Source organism: Chryseobacterium taichungense (assembly GCF_900109935.1).
GTDB classification, from domain to species: Bacteria; Bacteroidota; Bacteroidia; order Flavobacteriales; family Weeksellaceae; genus Chryseobacterium; species Chryseobacterium taichungense.
On record NZ_FOBV01000006.1, the window covers coordinates 78,194 to 94,201 of the forward strand.

The 16,008-nt window shown below is 35.8% G+C and carries 18 protein-coding genes and 1 pseudogene; 8 read left to right on the plus strand and 11 right to left on the minus strand.

Translation table 11 applies throughout. The annotated features are described in order from the left end of the window. Position 1: 1 nt before the first annotated feature. On the plus strand, positions 2 to 340 hold the full coding sequence (locus BMW64_RS13690) for a DUF6122 family protein (protein ID WP_090000522.1): 339 nt from the start codon (positions 2 to 4) through the stop codon (positions 338 to 340). Positions 341 to 404: 64 nt separating this feature from the next. Continuing rightward, complete coding sequence (locus tag BMW64_RS13695) at positions 405 to 1,475, plus strand: calcium:cation antiporter (RefSeq protein ID WP_090000523.1); 1,071 nt, start codon at positions 405 to 407, stop codon at positions 1,473 to 1,475. Positions 1,476 to 1,489: 14 nt separating this feature from the next. Here BMW64_RS13695 and BMW64_RS13700 read toward each other — a convergent pair whose 3' ends face one another. After that, the gene (locus tag BMW64_RS13700) at positions 1,490 to 1,870 is read right to left on the minus strand and encodes a group III truncated hemoglobin (protein WP_090000524.1); all 381 of its coding nucleotides are present in this window, start codon (positions 1,868 to 1,870) and stop codon (positions 1,490 to 1,492) included. A 120-nt stretch (positions 1,871 to 1,990) separates the two neighbouring features. Here BMW64_RS13700 and BMW64_RS13705 point away from each other — a divergent pair, with 120 nt between their 5' ends. The 4 genes from BMW64_RS13705 to BMW64_RS13720 all read left to right on the plus strand — a co-directional run bounded on the left by BMW64_RS13705 (position 1,991) and on the right by BMW64_RS13720 (position 4,392). Further along, positions 1,991 to 2,962, plus strand: a complete 972-nt coding sequence (locus BMW64_RS13705) for an ion channel (RefSeq protein WP_090000525.1) — start codon at positions 1,991 to 1,993, stop codon at positions 2,960 to 2,962. Beyond that, on the plus strand, positions 2,962 to 3,450 hold the full coding sequence (locus tag BMW64_RS13710; protein WP_090000526.1) for a YkgJ family cysteine cluster protein: 489 nt from the start codon (positions 2,962 to 2,964) through the stop codon (positions 3,448 to 3,450). Before BMW64_RS13705 ends, BMW64_RS13710 begins: the two co-directional genes overlap by 1 nt. 121 nt (positions 3,451 to 3,571) lie before the next feature. Beyond that, positions 3,572 to 3,919 (plus strand): hypothetical protein, encoded by a 348-nt coding sequence (locus BMW64_RS13715; RefSeq protein ID WP_090000527.1) that lies wholly within the window; start codon positions 3,572 to 3,574, stop codon positions 3,917 to 3,919. 179 nt (positions 3,920 to 4,098) lie between these two features. After that, positions 4,099 to 4,392, plus strand: a complete 294-nt coding sequence (locus BMW64_RS13720; RefSeq protein WP_090000528.1) for a hypothetical protein — start codon at positions 4,099 to 4,101, stop codon at positions 4,390 to 4,392. A 178-nt stretch (positions 4,393 to 4,570) separates the two neighbouring features. Here the strand turns inward: BMW64_RS13720 and gdhA are convergent, their stop codons facing one another. The 3 genes from gdhA to BMW64_RS13735 all read right to left on the minus strand — a co-directional run bounded on the left by gdhA (position 4,571) and on the right by BMW64_RS13735 (position 8,066). Continuing rightward, positions 4,571 to 5,929: an NADP-specific glutamate dehydrogenase gene (gene gdhA / locus BMW64_RS13725; RefSeq protein ID WP_090000529.1), complete on the minus strand. Its 1,359-nt coding sequence runs from the start codon at positions 5,927 to 5,929 to the stop codon at positions 4,571 to 4,573. 190 nt (positions 5,930 to 6,119) lie between these two features. Beyond that, a complete protein-coding gene (dprA, locus tag BMW64_RS13730; RefSeq protein ID WP_090000530.1) occupies positions 6,120 to 7,229 on the minus strand; it encodes a DNA-processing protein DprA in 1,110 nt (369 codons plus the stop codon). Between the two features lie 66 nt (positions 7,230 to 7,295). Continuing rightward, complete coding sequence (locus BMW64_RS13735) at positions 7,296 to 8,066, minus strand: rhomboid family intramembrane serine protease (RefSeq protein WP_090000531.1); 771 nt, start codon at positions 8,064 to 8,066, stop codon at positions 7,296 to 7,298. Positions 8,067 to 8,309: 243 nt separating this feature from the next. Here BMW64_RS13735 and BMW64_RS13740 point away from each other — a divergent pair, with 243 nt between their 5' ends. Then, positions 8,310 to 9,236 (plus strand): DUF3078 domain-containing protein, encoded by a 927-nt coding sequence (locus BMW64_RS13740; protein WP_090000532.1) that lies wholly within the window; start codon positions 8,310 to 8,312, stop codon positions 9,234 to 9,236. 257 nt (positions 9,237 to 9,493) lie between these two features. Here BMW64_RS13740 and sufD read toward each other — a convergent pair whose 3' ends face one another. The 7 genes and pseudogenes from sufD to BMW64_RS13775 form a co-directional block, all read right to left on the minus strand. Then, the gene (sufD, locus tag BMW64_RS13745) at positions 9,494 to 10,798 is read right to left on the minus strand and encodes a Fe-S cluster assembly protein SufD (RefSeq protein ID WP_090000533.1); all 1,305 of its coding nucleotides are present in this window, start codon (positions 10,796 to 10,798) and stop codon (positions 9,494 to 9,496) included. A gap of 51 nt (positions 10,799 to 10,849) precedes the next feature. Then, positions 10,850 to 11,248 (minus strand): four helix bundle protein, encoded by a 399-nt coding sequence (locus tag BMW64_RS13750; RefSeq protein ID WP_090000722.1) that lies wholly within the window; start codon positions 11,246 to 11,248, stop codon positions 10,850 to 10,852. A gap of 31 nt (positions 11,249 to 11,279) precedes the next feature. Next, entirely contained in the window at positions 11,280 to 12,023 is a 744-nt protein-coding gene (gene sufC / locus BMW64_RS13755) for a Fe-S cluster assembly ATPase SufC (RefSeq protein ID WP_090000534.1), read from the minus strand. A 236-nt stretch (positions 12,024 to 12,259) separates the two neighbouring features. Beyond that, positions 12,260 to 12,664, minus strand: coding sequence for a GxxExxY protein (locus BMW64_RS13760; RefSeq protein WP_090000535.1), 405 nt, complete (start codon positions 12,662 to 12,664; stop codon positions 12,260 to 12,262). A gap of 93 nt (positions 12,665 to 12,757) precedes the next feature. Continuing rightward, positions 12,758 to 14,206, minus strand: a complete 1,449-nt coding sequence (gene sufB, locus BMW64_RS13765; RefSeq protein ID WP_090000536.1) for a Fe-S cluster assembly protein SufB — start codon at positions 14,204 to 14,206, stop codon at positions 12,758 to 12,760. A 63-nt stretch (positions 14,207 to 14,269) separates the two neighbouring features. Beyond that, positions 14,270 to 14,664 (minus strand): annotated as a pseudogene (locus BMW64_RS13770) (four helix bundle protein). A gap of 32 nt (positions 14,665 to 14,696) precedes the next feature. Next, positions 14,697 to 15,026: a HesB/IscA family protein gene (locus BMW64_RS13775; RefSeq protein WP_090000537.1), complete on the minus strand. Its 330-nt coding sequence runs from the start codon at positions 15,024 to 15,026 to the stop codon at positions 14,697 to 14,699. 144 nt (positions 15,027 to 15,170) lie between these two features. Here BMW64_RS13775 and BMW64_RS13780 point away from each other — a divergent pair, with 144 nt between their 5' ends. Then, positions 15,171 to 15,998: a GLPGLI family protein gene (locus BMW64_RS13780; RefSeq protein ID WP_090000538.1), complete on the plus strand. Its 828-nt coding sequence runs from the start codon at positions 15,171 to 15,173 to the stop codon at positions 15,996 to 15,998. The last annotated feature ends 10 nt before the right edge of the window (positions 15,999 to 16,008 follow it).

The window sequence follows — 16,008 nt, forward strand, 5'->3', positions numbered from 1 at the left end:
TATGGATTTATCAGATCTTACCTACGCCAAGACATTTGTACATTATTCTCTGCATTTTGTCTTTCCGGTTTTCATAGCATTGATTTTTTACCGGAAAGATTGGAAAAGGGTATATCTCATTCTGCTGGCTACGATGCTGGTTGATCTGGATCATCTTTTTGCCGATCCTATTTTCGATCCTGACAGGGGAAGTATCGGATTTCATTTTCTGCACTCTTATTTTGCCATTGCGGTGTATTTTTTGATGCTGTTTTTTAAAGGAAATATAAGAATTGTCGGTATAGGTCTTCTTTTTCACATGCTGACGGATTTCCAGGATTTTTATTTATGGAACCATTAAATAAGATTAATATTTTCTTTTAATATTTCAAAAATCATAGATTTTTTGTATTTTGTAAACGCTTATGGGATTAAAAGAACTTTTACATTATACCTATATTTTCCCCCTTCTCGCTGTTGGATATTATTTTTCAGGCCTGATGGGTAACGGGATTATTTTTGATGTTATTGCGGGTATTTTATTGACAGGAAGCGTAATTTCAGCTGTTCATCATGCGGAAGTTGTTGCGCATAAAGTAGGAGAACCTTTCGGTACGATCATTCTGGCGCTCTGCATCACTATTTTGGAGGTTGCTTTGATTATTTCGCTGATGGTTGCCGGTGGTGATCAGGCGATTACATTAGCAAGAGACACCGTATTTGCGGCCGTTATGCTTATTCTCAACGGGATTTTAGGAATCGGAATTCTCGTAGGAGGAGTAAAATATTATGAGCAGTTTTTTGCCAGGACCTCGGCGACTACCTATCTGGTAAGTATTGTTTCTATTCTTGTTCTTACCCTTGTTCTTCCGAATTTTACGTCAAGCGTTAACGGACCTTTTTATAATCAGGCACAGCTGATTTTTGTTTCAATCGCCTGTCTCGTTATTTACGGAACTTTCCTGATGGTGCAGACGGTGAGGCACCGAAATTATTTTATCGTTCCGGATGAGCATCCCGAAGAAAACTATATTCCTTCTTTTCAGAAAACAATGATCAGTTTTGTCTTTCTTGTGATCTGTCTTGCCATCGTGGTATTCATGGCGAAAGGACTTTCTGAAACAATTGAAAATATGGTACAGAGTATCGGAGCTCCGAAATCGCTGGTAGGAGTGATTATTGCTGCGGTGGTTCTGTTGCCGGAAGGGCTGGCGGCGATCAGGGCGGCTCGCAGTAACCAGATTCAGTCGAGTCTTAATCTGGCTTTAGGTTCTGCGCTGGCAAGTATAGGGCTTACGATTCCTGCTGTTTCTATAGTCTGTATCTTGTATGATATTCCGTTGGTTTTAGGACTGGATAAAAAAGATATTATTCTTCTTTCACTGTCCGTTTTCATTGTTATGCTTTCTTTAAGCCGAGGAAAGACCAATATCCTTTATGGAACCGTGCTCCTCGTGAACCTTGCAGCCTATATTTTCACGGTAATTGTTCCTTAAAAACTATGAAATAATTATAATCTTCTCGCAAGATCCATTTTGAATGCCATGAGTTTGGCAATGTTTTCAGATTTGTAAATGGCCATATCTGCATTTTTACCTACGAAATTTTCTTCAATGGTCGTTCTCCAGAGCTCGAGCCAGCGGTCAAAATGTTTTTGCTCCATCGCCTGCATTTCATTGATGGGGAAGTGCGCACCCATAGGATTTCCTTTATAGGTCATCTGCCCGAACAGTATGGATTCCCAGAAAGAATACATTTTGGGTAAGTGCTTGTCCCAATCTACTTTAGCGATATCGGTAAAGAAGAAGCTTATCGTTTCATCTTTAATAACTTTTGCATAAAATGAATTAACAAGATGCTCAATATCTTCTCGTGATTCCAGCTTTTTCATAGATCAAATTTAGTTTAAAATTTATTGTGAAATTCAACCAGCTTGTTGATAAATTTCATGAAAACAATATTTTATATTTGCATCTCATTTATATATCAAACTTAAAACAAGAGCAACACGATGGCAAAAGGATTCCGTCAGAAAATTCGCCAGAAAAATACCGATAACAGTGGCTTCGGAGATTATTCTTCAGGACGGTTTATCAATAAAGATGGCCTTCCGAATGTCAACCGGAAAGGCGTAAATATTTTCAACCGTTTCAGTTGGTATCATACGATGCTGGATCTTTCGACATTCAATTTCCTTTCTTATCTGGTTATTGCCTATATTCTCGTAAATCTGTTTTTTGCATTGATTTATTACCTCATTGGTGTGGAACATTTAACGGGAATTGATAAAAGCGATCCTGTGAATGAATTTATTGATGTTTTCTTTTTCAGCTCACAGACGTTTACTACAGTTGGCTACGGGAGAATTGCACCAGTGGGCTTTATGGCAAGTTTGGTGGCTACTTTTGAAGCTTTCTTGGGATTGCTTACCTTTGCCATTGCAACGGGACTTTTCTATGGAAGATTTTCAAGGCCGAGAGCATATCTAAAATTTTCTGATATTGCTTTGATTGCTCCTTTTAAGGATAAGACAGCGCTAATGTTCCGGCTGGCTCCTTATAAAAATAATGCATTAACGGATGCAGATGTTATTGTTTCAGCGGCTATTGAAGTGATTGAAAATAGTGTTCCGAGAAGTAATTTTTATACCCTGAAAACACAGTTGAATAAAATCAATACATTGGCGCTGAACTGGACAATTGTTCATTTAATCGATGAAAATTCTCCATTCTTTGGCTTTTCTGAAGAGGATTTTAAAAATACAGATATTGAAATTATTGTTCATCTGCGTGCCTTTGATGAAGTATTTTCCAATACGGTAGTACAAAGGACATCGTATGTATCGAAAGAAATTGTGTATGGAGCCAAGTTTATCCCGATGTATTATCCTGATAAGCAGAATCTCTCTACAGTGCTGGATCTGGATAAAATAAATCACTATCAACAAGCAGATCTTCCGGTATTTCAGGAAGATAACAAATAATGAATTTAGAACTTTACAAAAAACAGGCTTTACAAAAGCAAAAAGAGCATAAAAAGTTTTTGGATGGTATTAAAAAAAAGCCACCGAAAAACCTGGATTATGTAGTACAAGAAACCCATGATGAAGTTTTTGAAACAATCGACTGTTTACAATGCGCCAATTGCTGTAAAACCACGGGGCCATTATATACAGAAAAAGATATTGAAAGAATCGCCAAGCATCTTCGCATGAAACCGGCTGATTTCGAAGCTAAATATTTGCGTGTGGATGAAGATAATGACAAAGTTTTACAGAATCTTCCCTGCTTTTTTTTAAACAGTGATAATACTTGTTCCATCTACGATGTTCGCCCTAAAGCCTGTCGGGAATATCCTCATACGGATAGGAAGAAGATCTATCAGATCAATCATCTTACCATGAAAAATACGCTTATATGTCCCGCTGCATACGAGTTTGTGGAGAGAATTATGAAAAATTTAGCAAAATGATTAAATATTCAAAATCATTCTTAAATAATTATAAAGTGCGTTAAATAAAGGTCTTGCAGATAATATTCGATAAACCGTCAGCGTTTTAACTAAACAAACCATATTAAAAATATTAATTATTATGAAGAAGTTAGTTTTAACAGCAGCGTTTACATTAGTCGGAGTAATCGCAGTATCGGCTCAGACGGACACAACACAACAGAACCCGTCACAAAATCAAAATTCTAGTAACCCATCGACAACTCAAACACAACAGGATCCACAAGCGTCTTCAACTTTAGGAACAGCTTCCTCAAGTTCGGCACAGGACCAGAATACAACAGCAACTGCTACGGTAGATGCATCTGCAGCAACTACAGCTACTGATGCTTCAGCTAGTGTAAGCACAGATCCGAATGCAGATGCTACCAAACCTAATGACGAGGTGACTAAAGAAGAAAAGAAGTCTAAAAAGAAAAAGTCTAAGTAAGTATTTAAGTAAAAGTAGAAATGAATCCCGGAATTATCTTCCGGGGTTTTTATTAAACCTGTTTATAATGTAATTTGTCTTAAATTATTATAAATCAAGTTAAAACATTTTTTATAAGTAGTGCTTTGTACGATTATTGTACTTAGTCTAAGACAACCAACCACTAAATCATTTATATTATGAAAAAGTTAATTTTAGCGACAGCACTCGCAATGTTTGGAACGATCGCAGTATCTGCACAGACAACACCACAAACGACCACAGTTGACACAGCAAGACCTGATACAACGAAGAGCAAGGACATGAGAACCGATAACATGAATAATGGAAATAACGGCTCCTTGAATAATGGTAATACCAACGGTACTACAAACAACAATAACAACTGGGACAAATCAAAAACTGATAGTGCCAACTGGAAGAACAGAGATGCAACAACCGGCGACAGAAAGTCAAAAAAGAAAAATAAATAGATAATGCATCATAATAAGAATCCTGAAAATTTTTCAGGATTTTTTTTGGACTAAATTTTAATAAAAAAAGCGCTGAATACTCAACGCTTTCTCCTTTCACTTTTTACTTTTATCCCATTTATAATCCCGGGAACAGGTTGTATGAAAAAAGGTCGGGAATTTTCCCAACCTTTGTATTTTATACGACTCCCTGAGCCAGCATTGCTTCTGCAACTTTCACGAAGCCAGCGATATTAGCGCCTTTCACGTAGTTTACATAGCCGTCTTCTTCTTTACCATAATCTCTACATGCTTTATGGATTCCGATCATGATCTCTTTCAGTCTGGCATCAACTTCTTCAGAAGTCCAGTTCAGACGGATAGAGTTTTGTGTCATTTCAAGACCTGAAGTAGCAACTCCTCCCGCATTGGAAGCCTTTCCCGGAGAGAATAACACTTTATTATCAAGGAAATAATTAATAGCATCTAGTGTTGAAGGCATATTGGCTGCTTCCGTTACACAAACGCAACCATTTTCCACCAGTTGCTTAGCATCATCAAGATCCAGCTCGTTTTGAGTTGCAGACGGTATGGCAACATCACATTTCACTTCCCAAGGACGTTTTCCTGCAAAAAATTGTGCAGAAGGATATTTTTTAGCATAATCTTCAGCTCTGTTGTTTCCTGAAGATCTTAATTCCAATAGATAATCGATTTTTTCGCCATCAATACCGTCTTTATCATAAACATATCCGTCAGGTCCGGAAATAGTTACTACTTTACCGCCAAGTTCAGATACTTTCTTGATCACACCCCAGGCTACGTTTCCGAAACCTGAAACCGTTACCACTTTATCTTTAAAAGTTTGTCCGATCGTTTTCAGCATCTGCTCTGCGAAGTATACCACACCATAACCTGTCGCTTCAGGACGGATCAATGAACCACCGTAGGCAAGACCTTTTCCGGTAAGTACCCCTGTAAATTCATTTCTGATTTTTTTGTATTGACCGAATAAGTATCCGATCTCTCTGGCACCTACACCGATATCTCCTGCAGGAACGTCAGTTTCAGGTCCTACATGCTTGCATAATTCTGTCATGAATGCCTGGCAGAAACGCATTACTTCCATATCAGATTTTCCTTGCGGATCAAAGTCTGAGCCTCCTTTTCCACCACCCATTGGTAATGTTGTCAGTGAGTTTTTAAATACCTGCTCAAATGCCAGGAACTTAAGAACCGAAAGATTTACAGTAGGATGGAATCGGATTCCTCCCTTATATGGCCCAATAGCAGAGTTCATCTGAATTCTGAAACCTCTGTTTACCTGGATTTCTCCTTTATCGTCAACCCACGGAACTCTGAAAATGATGATTCTTTCAGCCTCTGCCATTCTTTCAAGAAGTTTCATGCCTGTATATTCCTTCTTCGTCATAATAAACGGAATTACTGTAACAGCAACTTCTTTTACCGCTTGTAAAAATTCTGGCTCATTAGGGTTTTTGGCCTCAATTTTTGCTATAAATTCTTGTATTTTCTGGTCAATATTATATTGTTCCATATATTAGGGTTGAATATTATTGTCAACAAATTTAATTTTTTTTTCAAGATTCACAATACCTTAATGAATGATTGTTGAAATTTTAATAATATAAATACTTAATATTATTAAGTTGATAATTTGAGCTTTAATTTTATTAAAAATTAAAAGTTATGTTTAAAACAATGCAATATTAAGAAAAGGTTAAATCTCATATTATCATAAATTGTCTCCCCGAAAGTGATTTTACTTTCCCTAAAAGTTCTAATTCCAGAATTGTGGGTAATATTTTGTGAGAGGGCAGACCTGTTTTCTCTATGATATCATCCAAAGAAATTTGTGGATGATCTGAAATAACAGTAAATATTAATTGTTGGCTGTCAGTTAATTGGATATTGATTTCACTGTGGCAAAATAATTCTTCCATTTTTATTTTAGGCTTTTTAATTCCTAAACTATCAATAAGATCTTTCACTGTAGAAATTGCCGCTGCTTTATTCTGAAAAATCAGTTGATTGCAGCCCTGGCTTTGCTTGTCTGTAATTTTCCCGGGCAATGCAAATACTTCCCGGTTATATTGATTCGCAAAAGTTGCTGTGCTCACTGATCCGCCTCCGAAAGCTGTTTCTACGACAATTGTCGCAGGAGAAATACCGGCTACAATTCTATTTCTTTGAATAAAATTTTCCCGGTCAGGTTTTCGCGAAGAATTAAATTCTGTGAATAGCGTTCCTCCTTCTTCCACGATTTTTTCGGAAAGCCTTCGGTTTTTGGAAGGATAAATAGTATGAAATCCGTGCGCCAATACGCCAACTGTAGGAATTCCTTTCAGGAGAGACTGTTCGTGAACTTCTTTGTCGATACCCAGGGCAAGGCCGCTAACAGAAATAAATGGGCAGGATTTTATCTCTTCAAAAAAATCATTCAGAAAATGGCTGCCGTAAGACGTCATGTTTCTGGTTCCTACAATGCTTACTTTTTGTTTCTTTTCGTCGAAGCTTCCTTTTTGATAAAGAATTGCCGGTGCATCATAGCATTCATTAAGTAATTTTGGAAGTTCGCCAGCATGACGAAGGTTGATGATAATATTATTCTTTTCGCAGAATTTTAGTTCTTTTTCAGCAAATTTCAAATGGATAGGATTTCCGATATCAGCGACCATTTTATAGCCCAGGCCATCAATTCTTTTATATTCTTTTTTGGTATGCTGCCAGGCATTTTTTGCACTTCCAAAAGTGCGGACAAGCTTGTAAAAATTGATATCACCGATTAAATTACATTCGCGGAGCGCGATAGAATATAGATGTTCTTCAGAATACATTTGTGTTGTTTTGACAAATGTAAAGAATTTAATATTAATTTTTATATGATTAAAAATTGATAAGGCTTATTTTCTTCTCAGCTCATCCAGATGTTCCCAAATGTCATCTTTCTTTTTATAAGGTAATTCCATGAAGTCTTCGGGATGGTTTTCTTTGTATTCCTGCCAGAGTTTGTCGTCTTTTTCGCTGTAATAATTCGGAAATTCCCAGATGAATTTTTTCTTTTTATCGCCTACTTTTTTAAACATAAAGGCCAGGATAATTCCCACCACAGCGCCTGCAATGTGTGCTTGCCATGCAATCTTGCTAGGTTCCTGGAGATTGTAAAACAATTCCTCTGGCAGCATTCCCCAAACCAGACTTCCATAGTATAGAACTACCAGGAGAGAAATAGTAAGCAACTTCATGTTCCACTTAAAGATACCGCTGAAAAAAAGAAAGAATGCGAGTACGTATACCACGCCACTGGCACCAATTGTACAGGTATAAAGATAATCACCAGTCATGATGTCTATAGGCGGCAAAAGCCAAACTAACAATCCTGTAGCCAGCCATCCTAAAACGAAAACTTTATTAGCCACCAATGGATAAAACTGATACAGCAGAAACATCAGAATAGCAATAGGAATAGAATTCCCTACAATATGATCCAGATTTCCGTGCAGAAGGGGAGAAGTAATAATGCCGAGCAGTCCTTCAGGCAATAACGGAATAATGGCTCCAAAACAACTTTCAAAAAAGCCATGAAGCTGAAGAAAATATCCCAGCCACATTGCTGCAAGCATCAGCAAAGGATTTATAATCGCTTTTTTGGAAATTACATTGTTTTTTAGCATGCACTGTTTATGTCAAATGGAAAGCCAATGCTAAATTTCGGAAAATTTGGCGATGAATTAATCAGTCATTTATTTTATTTCAGCCAAAAAGTAATCTTTTCTTTCGTATATATTAAAGAATATCTTATTTGTCATTAAAATGTTAGGTGAGTAGGAAAATGTAGTTTTGCCTGTGCGATTTGTTTTTATCAAATTTATATTTGATATTTTTGTGTAGAATTTTGTAAAATGAAATCCTGACTCATGAAGAAGTTTTTATTAATTCTTTCCTTTTCTATAGGAATTTTCAACAGTGCACAAGTGCTTCTGGACACTGCCTCTATCAAAGTAGATACGGTAAAACACTGGTCTGTTCTTGGTAAACAGACCTTAATGATCAATCAGGCTGCATTCTCCAACTGGGTTGGAGGTGGTGGTAATAATGTCGGCTGGCTGGTAGGTGCAGATTACAACATTACCTATGAAAAAGACAAGGATCTCTGGGAAAATATTATTCTTTTGAATTATGGTCAGAATGATACGAAAGGTCTTGGAGTAAGAAAAACTCAGGATGTTATCAATGTTTCCACGAATTATGGAAGAAAAGTTTCTAAAAGTTGGTATCTTTCTGTCGGAGCAGGCATACTTTCTCAGTTTACTGTGGGATATGAAGACGGCAACAATCCTGAAGCCAAGAAAATTTCCAACTTTATGGCTCCCGGTTATCTGAATGTCGGGATGGGGATTACGTACAGGCCCAACGATAACATCAATGTAACGCTGCGTCCTTCCAACGCCAGATGGGCTTTCGTTTTAGATAAAGATCTCCAGACTGCAGGAACGTACGGATTAAAAGCTGATGGAGACAATTCATTATTACAGTACGGTTTTCTGGGGACAGCTTATTATAAATTTAAATTAATGGAAAACGTAAATGTTACCAATACCGCATCTGTTTTCTCAAATTATCTTGACTATCCTGAAAGGCTGGTGCTCGCGTATGGAATGATATTAAATTTAAAAGTTAATAAATTCATCTCCTCCAACATTACTGTTGACCTCATGTATGACCATAACCAGATCAAAAGAACACAGCTGAAGCAGACATTGGGTGTTGGGTTTGCCTACACCTTAGATAATGGCGTAAAACGGTCTAACAGAAAAGACAGCCAATGGTGGATAAAGAAATAATCATTATCAACTTGAATAAATATCTACAAAATCAATAGGTGTGGCTTTAGCCCACTTTTTTATTTAATACTTTAGCCAAATTTTAAAATACAAATGCCACAAATATTTTTAACAAATTGCACGACTCTCTGCAGTGCTTTTATAAGTGAATGGCTTTACAAACAAAAAGATCACAATCATTCAAATCTTCATTAAAATACTAAAAAAGCAAAAGCACCCCAAATTTGGAGTGCTTACTTATTATCAATTATATATTGTTAAAACTCTATATCAACTTCAAGTTTCTCAGCCAAAAGCTTTGAAATTTTTTCTTTTAAAGGCTCAATATCAATATTCTGCATTGCATCGTTAGCGAAAGCATACAGCAATAATGCCTGAGCTTCTTTTTTAGAGATACCTCTTGCTCTTAGATAGAACAATGCATCTTCATTCAACTGTCCAACGGTGCAGCCATGAGAACATTTTACATCATCTGCGAAAATTTCCAACTGAGGCTTGGTATCAATAATAGCCCCTTCGCTTAGTAAAACATTGTTATTCTGCTGATAAGCATTTGTTTTCTGAGCAATTTTATCCACAAAAACTTTTCCGTTGAAAACACCGTGGGATTTTCCGTCGAAAATACCTTTGTAGTTCTGATAACTTTCACAGTTCGGGAAGTTGTGGTGAACCGCCGTGTGATGGTCTACCAGCTGATCTTTCCCGATAATCGTGATTCCGTTCATGAAGGAATTGATATTCGATCCGTTATGAATAAAATCAAGGTTGTTTCTTACCAGTTTACCCCCGAAAGAGAACGTATTTACCGTTGTTAAGCTATCTTTTTCCTGTCTAGCAAAAGTATTGTCAATCAAATAAGAAGTATCATTATCGTTCTGCAGCTTATGCCAGTCGGCTTTTGCATTCGAATAGGTGAAAATTTCTGTCACTGAATTGGTTAGTACATAAGTACTGTCAAAATTATGATGACTTTCAATGATTTCCACTTTTGCACCTTCCTCTACGATCAATAAATTTCTCGTATTGTAGAAAGTATTTTCTTCCTGGTTTTGCGAAATATAGAAAACATGGATCGGTTTTTCAATCACAACGTTTTTTGGAACTTTCAGAAAGAAACCATACTTGCAGTAAGCCTGATTTAAATTCGTAAAAGCAGATTTATCTGAAGCAATTGTGTTAAAATATTTCTCAAAAACATCTCTGTGTTTCTCATCATTTAAAGCATAATTAAATGAAAGAAATTCAACGTTTTCAATTGAAACTTTTGACAGCTCTTTGTGAAGTTTACCGTTGACGAAAGTGATCCAGTCAAAGTTTTCTTCACCCAAATGCAGTTCATCCAGCTGTTCCTTAGTGATATTGTGGTGTTCTTTCGGGAAAAAGTTATATGCTTTTTCAGTGATCTCTTTTAAGCTGGTATATTTATATTCTTCGTCTTTTTTGGTCGGAAAACCCATGCTTTCAAATCTTTGAAGAGCTGCTTTTCTGTCTTCGTCCAAAAATCTGTGACGAAGACTCTCTAAAAAAGAAGAATGATTATTTAAAATTTGTTCTAATAACATATTTATTTGAAATTTGAAGTTTGAGATTTGATATTCTGTGTGACATTTGCACTATTCAATATTTCGGTTAAATTTATTTCCTTTGTGAGTCGAATTCTTAAGATAATTAATAAATCCCGAAAGTTTTTTTGAAATCTCAATACTCTCATTTTTAAGTTTTAGGAATTTTTCTTCATCTAAATATTTTCTGTCATAAGCTCTGATAAGTTGAGAACGCACTTCACCACAAGAACCTTTCGACATGGTGAGAAAATTAATGAATTCCCGATTGCCTTCTCTTTCAAAACCTTCTGCAATATTATCCATAATAGACGAAGATGCTCTGTCAATTTGTGATTTATCATGTCTTTGAAATTTATCATTTTGAAGGCAATTCTGATAAATCAATTCGCAAAGGCGTCTTGCATCCTTCCAAATCTCTAAATCTTCAAAATTATTGATCGTCCCCAAAATTTCAAATTTCAAATTTCAAAATCTCAAATTAATTTAAAAGCCAGTCGTATCCTTTTTCTTCCAGTTCTAAAGCCAAAGATTTATCACCGGTCTTGATGATTTTTCCATTTGCTAAAACGTGAACAAAATCAGGCTGAATATAATTAAGCAATCTTTGATAGTGTGTAATCAAAAGCACTGCATTTCCTTCATTTTTAAATGCATTTACACCATCTGCAACGATTCTCAATGCATCAATGTCTAATCCTGAATCTGTTTCATCAAGGATGGCCAATTTAGGATCAAGCATCATCATCTGGAAGATCTCGTTTCTTTTCTTTTCACCTCCCGAGAATCCTTCATTCAATGATCTTGAAAGAAAATCTTTTTTGATTCCTAACTTTTCAGATTTCTCACGGATCAGCGAAAGCATTTCTTTAGCAGGCATTTCTCCCAGTCCGTTTGCTTTTCTGTTTTCATTCATCGCTGCTTTGATGAAGTTGGTTACAGAAACTCCCGGAATTTCTACCGGATACTGAAAAGAAAGGAAAATCCCTTTGTGTGCTCTGTCTTCAGGAGCGTCTTCGATGATATCTTCACCTCTGAAAATAATTTCTCCATCAGTCACTTCGTAATCTTCTTTTCCTGCGATAACAGAAGAAAGAGTAGATTTACCGGCGCCGTTTGGACCCATGATTGCATGAACTTCACCCGGCTTTATTTCAAGATTGATTCCTTTTAAAATTTCTGCGCCGTCTTCAATTTTGGCGTGCAAGTTTTTTATCTCTAACATACGTTTAAATTTATCGCAAGGCTAGACTAAGATTTTTTTAATCTCCTTTGCTTTTTAAGATAAACAAAGGCGCTAACGCTTATCAATGAAATATTATTTGTTTTTTATTTTAAACATTAAGAATTTAAGTTATTAGTCTTAATGTATCATTTATTTTTTAAGCAAATCAATAAATTGATTTTTTGATTAAGTTGATTTAGCTGTTGTTGTAAATTTAACTTAATTTGAATAAAATATTATTCAGGGAGTTTTGAAAAATACTCATTTATTAAAGGAATCATTGACTTTGTAATATTGTCCGTATAAAAATTAATCAGAAGACCTTGAGGCTTTTTCAATATTTTCATATAAGTCATCAGCTGAGCCTTATGAACGGGCAATAAACTTTCTACCGTTTTGATTTCTATAATAATTGTGTCATTCACTAGCAAATCAATTTTTAGCGGAGTTTCAATTTCAATTTTTCCATAATTGATTTTGGTACTGATCTGTTGATTTACTATAAATCCTTTCTCTTTTAATTCATATGCCAAACACATTTCATAAACACTTTCCAATAAGCCCGGGCCTAATTCCTTATGAACCTTGATGGCACATCCAACAATGTCATAGGAAAGCTGTGTTATTTGTGCTTTGTTCATCTTAATTTTCTTTATAAGAATTGATCAATCAATTCCTTCATATTTAAATCGTTAAGTATTTAAGATAAAACTTAATTTCTTAATGTTTAAATATTATCCCACAGAACCTTCCAATGAAATTTCAAGTAATTTCTGAGCTTCAATAGCGAATTCCATTGGTAATTTATTTAAAACTTCTTTACTGAAGCCATTTACGATCAAAGCAATTGCTCTTTCCGTATCGATACCTCTCTGGTTGCAATAAAAAATCTGGTCTTCCCCGATTTTTGAAGTTGTTGCTTCATGCTCCAACTGTGCGGAAGGATCTTTGATTTCAATATAAGGGAAAGTATGTGCACCACATTCATTACCCATTAACAAAGAGTCACATTGGGAAAAGTTTCTTGCTCCTTTTGCGGAAGGCATTACTTTTACCAAACCTCTGTATGAGTTCTGAGATTTTCCGGCAGAAATACCTTTAGAAATGATTGTTGATTTGGTATTCTTTCCGATGTGGATCATTTTTGTTCCGGTATCTGCATATTGGTGATTATTAGTCACGGCAATAGAGTAGAACTCACCGATTGACCCGTCACCTTTTAAGATGCAAGAAGGGTATTTCCATGTTACGGCAGAGCCTGTTTCTACCTGCGTCCAGGAAATTTTTGCATTCTTTTCGCAAAGCCCTCTTTTCGTTACGAAATTGAAAACTCCTCCTTTTCCTTCTTCATTTCCGGGATACCAGTTCTGAACGGTTGAATATTTAATTTCTGCATTATCCAAAGCGATCAGTTCAACAACAGCGGCATGAAGCTGGTTTTCATCTCTCGATGGTGCGGTACATCCTTCAAGATAAGAAACATAACTTCCTTCATCAGCGATCACAAGTGTTCTTTCAAACTGGCCGGTACCTGCCTGATTGATACGGAAATACGTAGAAAGTTCCATTGGACATCTTACCCCTTTCGGAATATAGCAGAAACTTCCGTCAGAAAACACCGCGGAATTCAAAGCGGCGTAGAAATTATCACCTCTCGGAACTACTTTACCAAGATATTTCCTAACAAGGTCAGGATGATTTTTAATGGCTTCAGAAATGGAACAGAAAATAATTCCTTTTTCCATCAACGTATCCTGGAAGGTGGTTTTTACAGAAACTGAATCCATTACGATATCTACGGCAACGCCGGAAAGCCTTTTTTGCTCTTCAATATTGATCCCCAATTTTTCAAAGGTTTTCAATAATTCAGGATCAACTTCATCCAGACTGTCCAGTTCAGGTTTTACTTTTGGGGCCGCATAATAGCGTATAGCCTGAAAGTCAGGCTTTTCATATTTAATATTAGCCCATTCAGGTTCTGTCATTTTAAGCCAGATTCTGAAAGACTCTAAACGCCATTCTGTCATCCATTCCGGCTCTTCTTTCTTCGCAGAGATGGCACGAATGATATCTTCATTCAATCCTGTCGGGAAGTCTTCATAATCGATTTTGGTTTCCCAGCCGAATTCGTATTTTTTATTTTCTAAGTCGACGCGTAAATCGTCCTCTGTATATTTATTCATATTTAATATTCAAAAAATTCAAAATTCGAAATTCAAAATTTTGCATCTTCGAACCACTTTTATTTATCTGTTTTTATATTTTGAGCCTTTAAGATCACTGTTCTGTAAATAAAATATAAAGCCTCCAATTTTCTTGCTTAAATCTGTTGTCTTTGTTTTTAAAACTTCAAATTTTTCATCAGAAATAAAATTCCTGTCTAATACTCTGTACAATTGAGATCTTGTTTCTCCACACGATGCTTTAGAAATATATAAGAATTGTATAAACTCTTTATTTCCATTTCTCTCAAACCCTTCAGCAATATTATCCATTATTGAGCCTGAAGATCCGTCAATCTGATTTGCCAGGCGAAATTGTTCTTCAGCTCAGAACTTTCAATAATTTCGTAAATGTCGTTACAAAGTTCTCTGGAAAGCTGACATATATCCAAATCTTCAAAACTTCTATACGTTGCCAATAATATTGAATTTTAAATCTTAAATTTTTGAATTAAAGAGAAAAACTTTCTCCGCACCCACATGTTCTGGATGCATTGGGATTGTTAAAAACAAATCCTTTTCCGTTTAAGCCCCCCGAATATTCAAGAGTTGTTCCTGCTAAATAGAGGATTGATTTTTTATCTACAACAATTTTAATGTTATTGTCTTCAAAAATTTGATCAGTGTCTGTCTTTTGGTTGTCAAACTTCAAAACATATTCTAAACCAGAACATCCTCCGCTCTTTACCCCTACTCTTATATAGTCTTCCACAGGGTTAAAGCCTTCTTCTGTCATCAGTTGAACGGCTTTTGCCTTTGCTTGATCTGATACTTTTATCATTGTATTTATTTAGAATGATTTAATAATGCAAAAATACGAACAATAATTAGCATATGAAAATAAGCGATTTTATTTTATCGATTTTTATTATTGATATCTTTAACTTTGCTAACGATTTAAAATCCAAATAATAAATTTACTTCAATGAAAAAAATTGGGATCTTTGTATTGTCGTTATTTATCCATACTTTTTTTGCGCAAACCAACAGATTTGTGTATCAGGTGACCATGAAGCCAGACGCATCGGATAAAAATGATATCAAAACAGAAAATGCATATCTTGATATTTCTCCTGAAAAATCAATGTTCTATTCTGAAAACAGGATCAAAAGAGATTCTGTAATCCAGTCAGCCATGCAGAGTGGGGGAGCCAGAGGTTTCAACAGAGAACAGATGGAAGGTTTAAGATCAAATATCAATTATTCCATCGAAAAAGATAAAAAAAATCAGAAAACGACCTTTAAAGACAGAATTGGAAGGGATGTTTATACTTATGAAGAAGACAGACCTTTGAACTGGAAAATATTGTCCGAAACTAGGAAGATTGGTGAATATAAAGTACAGAAAGCCGAAACTGATTTTGGTGGCAGAAAATGGACAGCCTGGTTTACTACAGACCTGCCTTATCAGGATGGGCCTTACAAATTTGGCGGGCTTCCGGGGCTTATTGTAAAAATAGAAGATGATAAAGGTGAATATTCTTTTGATTTAATGAAAAACTATAAAATCGCAGCTTTTCCTACAATGAATCAATTTGGAAATACCATTAAAGTAAAAAGAACGGACTACGTAAAACAGCAGAAGAAATTTATGGAAGATCCAATGTCATTCATGACGCAGGGAGGCGGTGGCGGTCCTCAACCACCGATGAGAATAGGCGGAAATTCAAATCTTGGCGATATGAGAAAAAGAATGGAAGAGAGAATTAAAGAAGAAGCAAAAAGAAACAGTAATCCAATTGAATTACAATAAAATAAAACCC

Coding starts and splice junctions, on each gene's coding strand:
- BMW64_RS13705 (WP_090000525.1), top strand. CDS start 1,991: ATGGCAAAAGGATTCCGTCAGAAAATTCGCCAGAAAAATACCGATAAC.
- BMW64_RS13780 (WP_090000538.1), top strand. CDS start 15,171: ATGAAAAAAATTGGGATCTTTGTATTGTCGTTATTTATCCATACTTTT.
- BMW64_RS13735 (WP_090000531.1), bottom strand. CDS start 8,066: ATGCTAAAAAACAATGTAATTTCCAAAAAAGCGATTATAAATCCTTTG.
- BMW64_RS13700 (WP_090000524.1), bottom strand. CDS start 1,870: ATGAAAAAGCTGGAATCACGAGAAGATATTGAGCATCTTGTTAATTCA.
- sufC (WP_090000534.1), bottom strand. CDS start 12,023: ATGTTAGAGATAAAAAACTTGCACGCCAAAATTGAAGACGGCGCAGAA.
- BMW64_RS13760 (WP_090000535.1), bottom strand. CDS start 12,664: ATGAACAAAGCACAAATAACACAGCTTTCCTATGACATTGTTGGATGT.
- dprA (WP_090000530.1), bottom strand. CDS start 7,229: ATGTATTCTGAAGAACATCTATATTCTATCGCGCTCCGCGAATGTAAT.
- BMW64_RS13715 (WP_090000527.1), top strand. CDS start 3,572: ATGAAGAAGTTAGTTTTAACAGCAGCGTTTACATTAGTCGGAGTAATC.
- sufD (WP_090000533.1), bottom strand. CDS start 10,798: ATGTTATTAGAACAAATTTTAAATAATCATTCTTCTTTTTTAGAGAGT.
- sufB (WP_090000536.1), bottom strand. CDS start 14,206: ATGAATAAATATACAGAGGACGATTTACGCGTCGACTTAGAAAATAAA.
- BMW64_RS13690 (WP_090000522.1), top strand. CDS start 2: ATGGATTTATCAGATCTTACCTACGCCAAGACATTTGTACATTATTCT.
- BMW64_RS13740 (WP_090000532.1), top strand. CDS start 8,310: ATGAAGAAGTTTTTATTAATTCTTTCCTTTTCTATAGGAATTTTCAAC.
- gdhA (WP_090000529.1), bottom strand. CDS start 5,929: ATGGAACAATATAATATTGACCAGAAAATACAAGAATTTATAGCAAAA.
- BMW64_RS13710 (WP_090000526.1), top strand. CDS start 2,962: ATGAATTTAGAACTTTACAAAAAACAGGCTTTACAAAAGCAAAAAGAG.
- BMW64_RS13695 (WP_090000523.1), top strand. CDS start 405: ATGGGATTAAAAGAACTTTTACATTATACCTATATTTTCCCCCTTCTC.
- BMW64_RS13720 (WP_090000528.1), top strand. CDS start 4,099: ATGAAAAAGTTAATTTTAGCGACAGCACTCGCAATGTTTGGAACGATC.
- BMW64_RS13775 (WP_090000537.1), bottom strand. CDS start 15,026: ATGATAAAAGTATCAGATCAAGCAAAGGCAAAAGCCGTTCAACTGATG.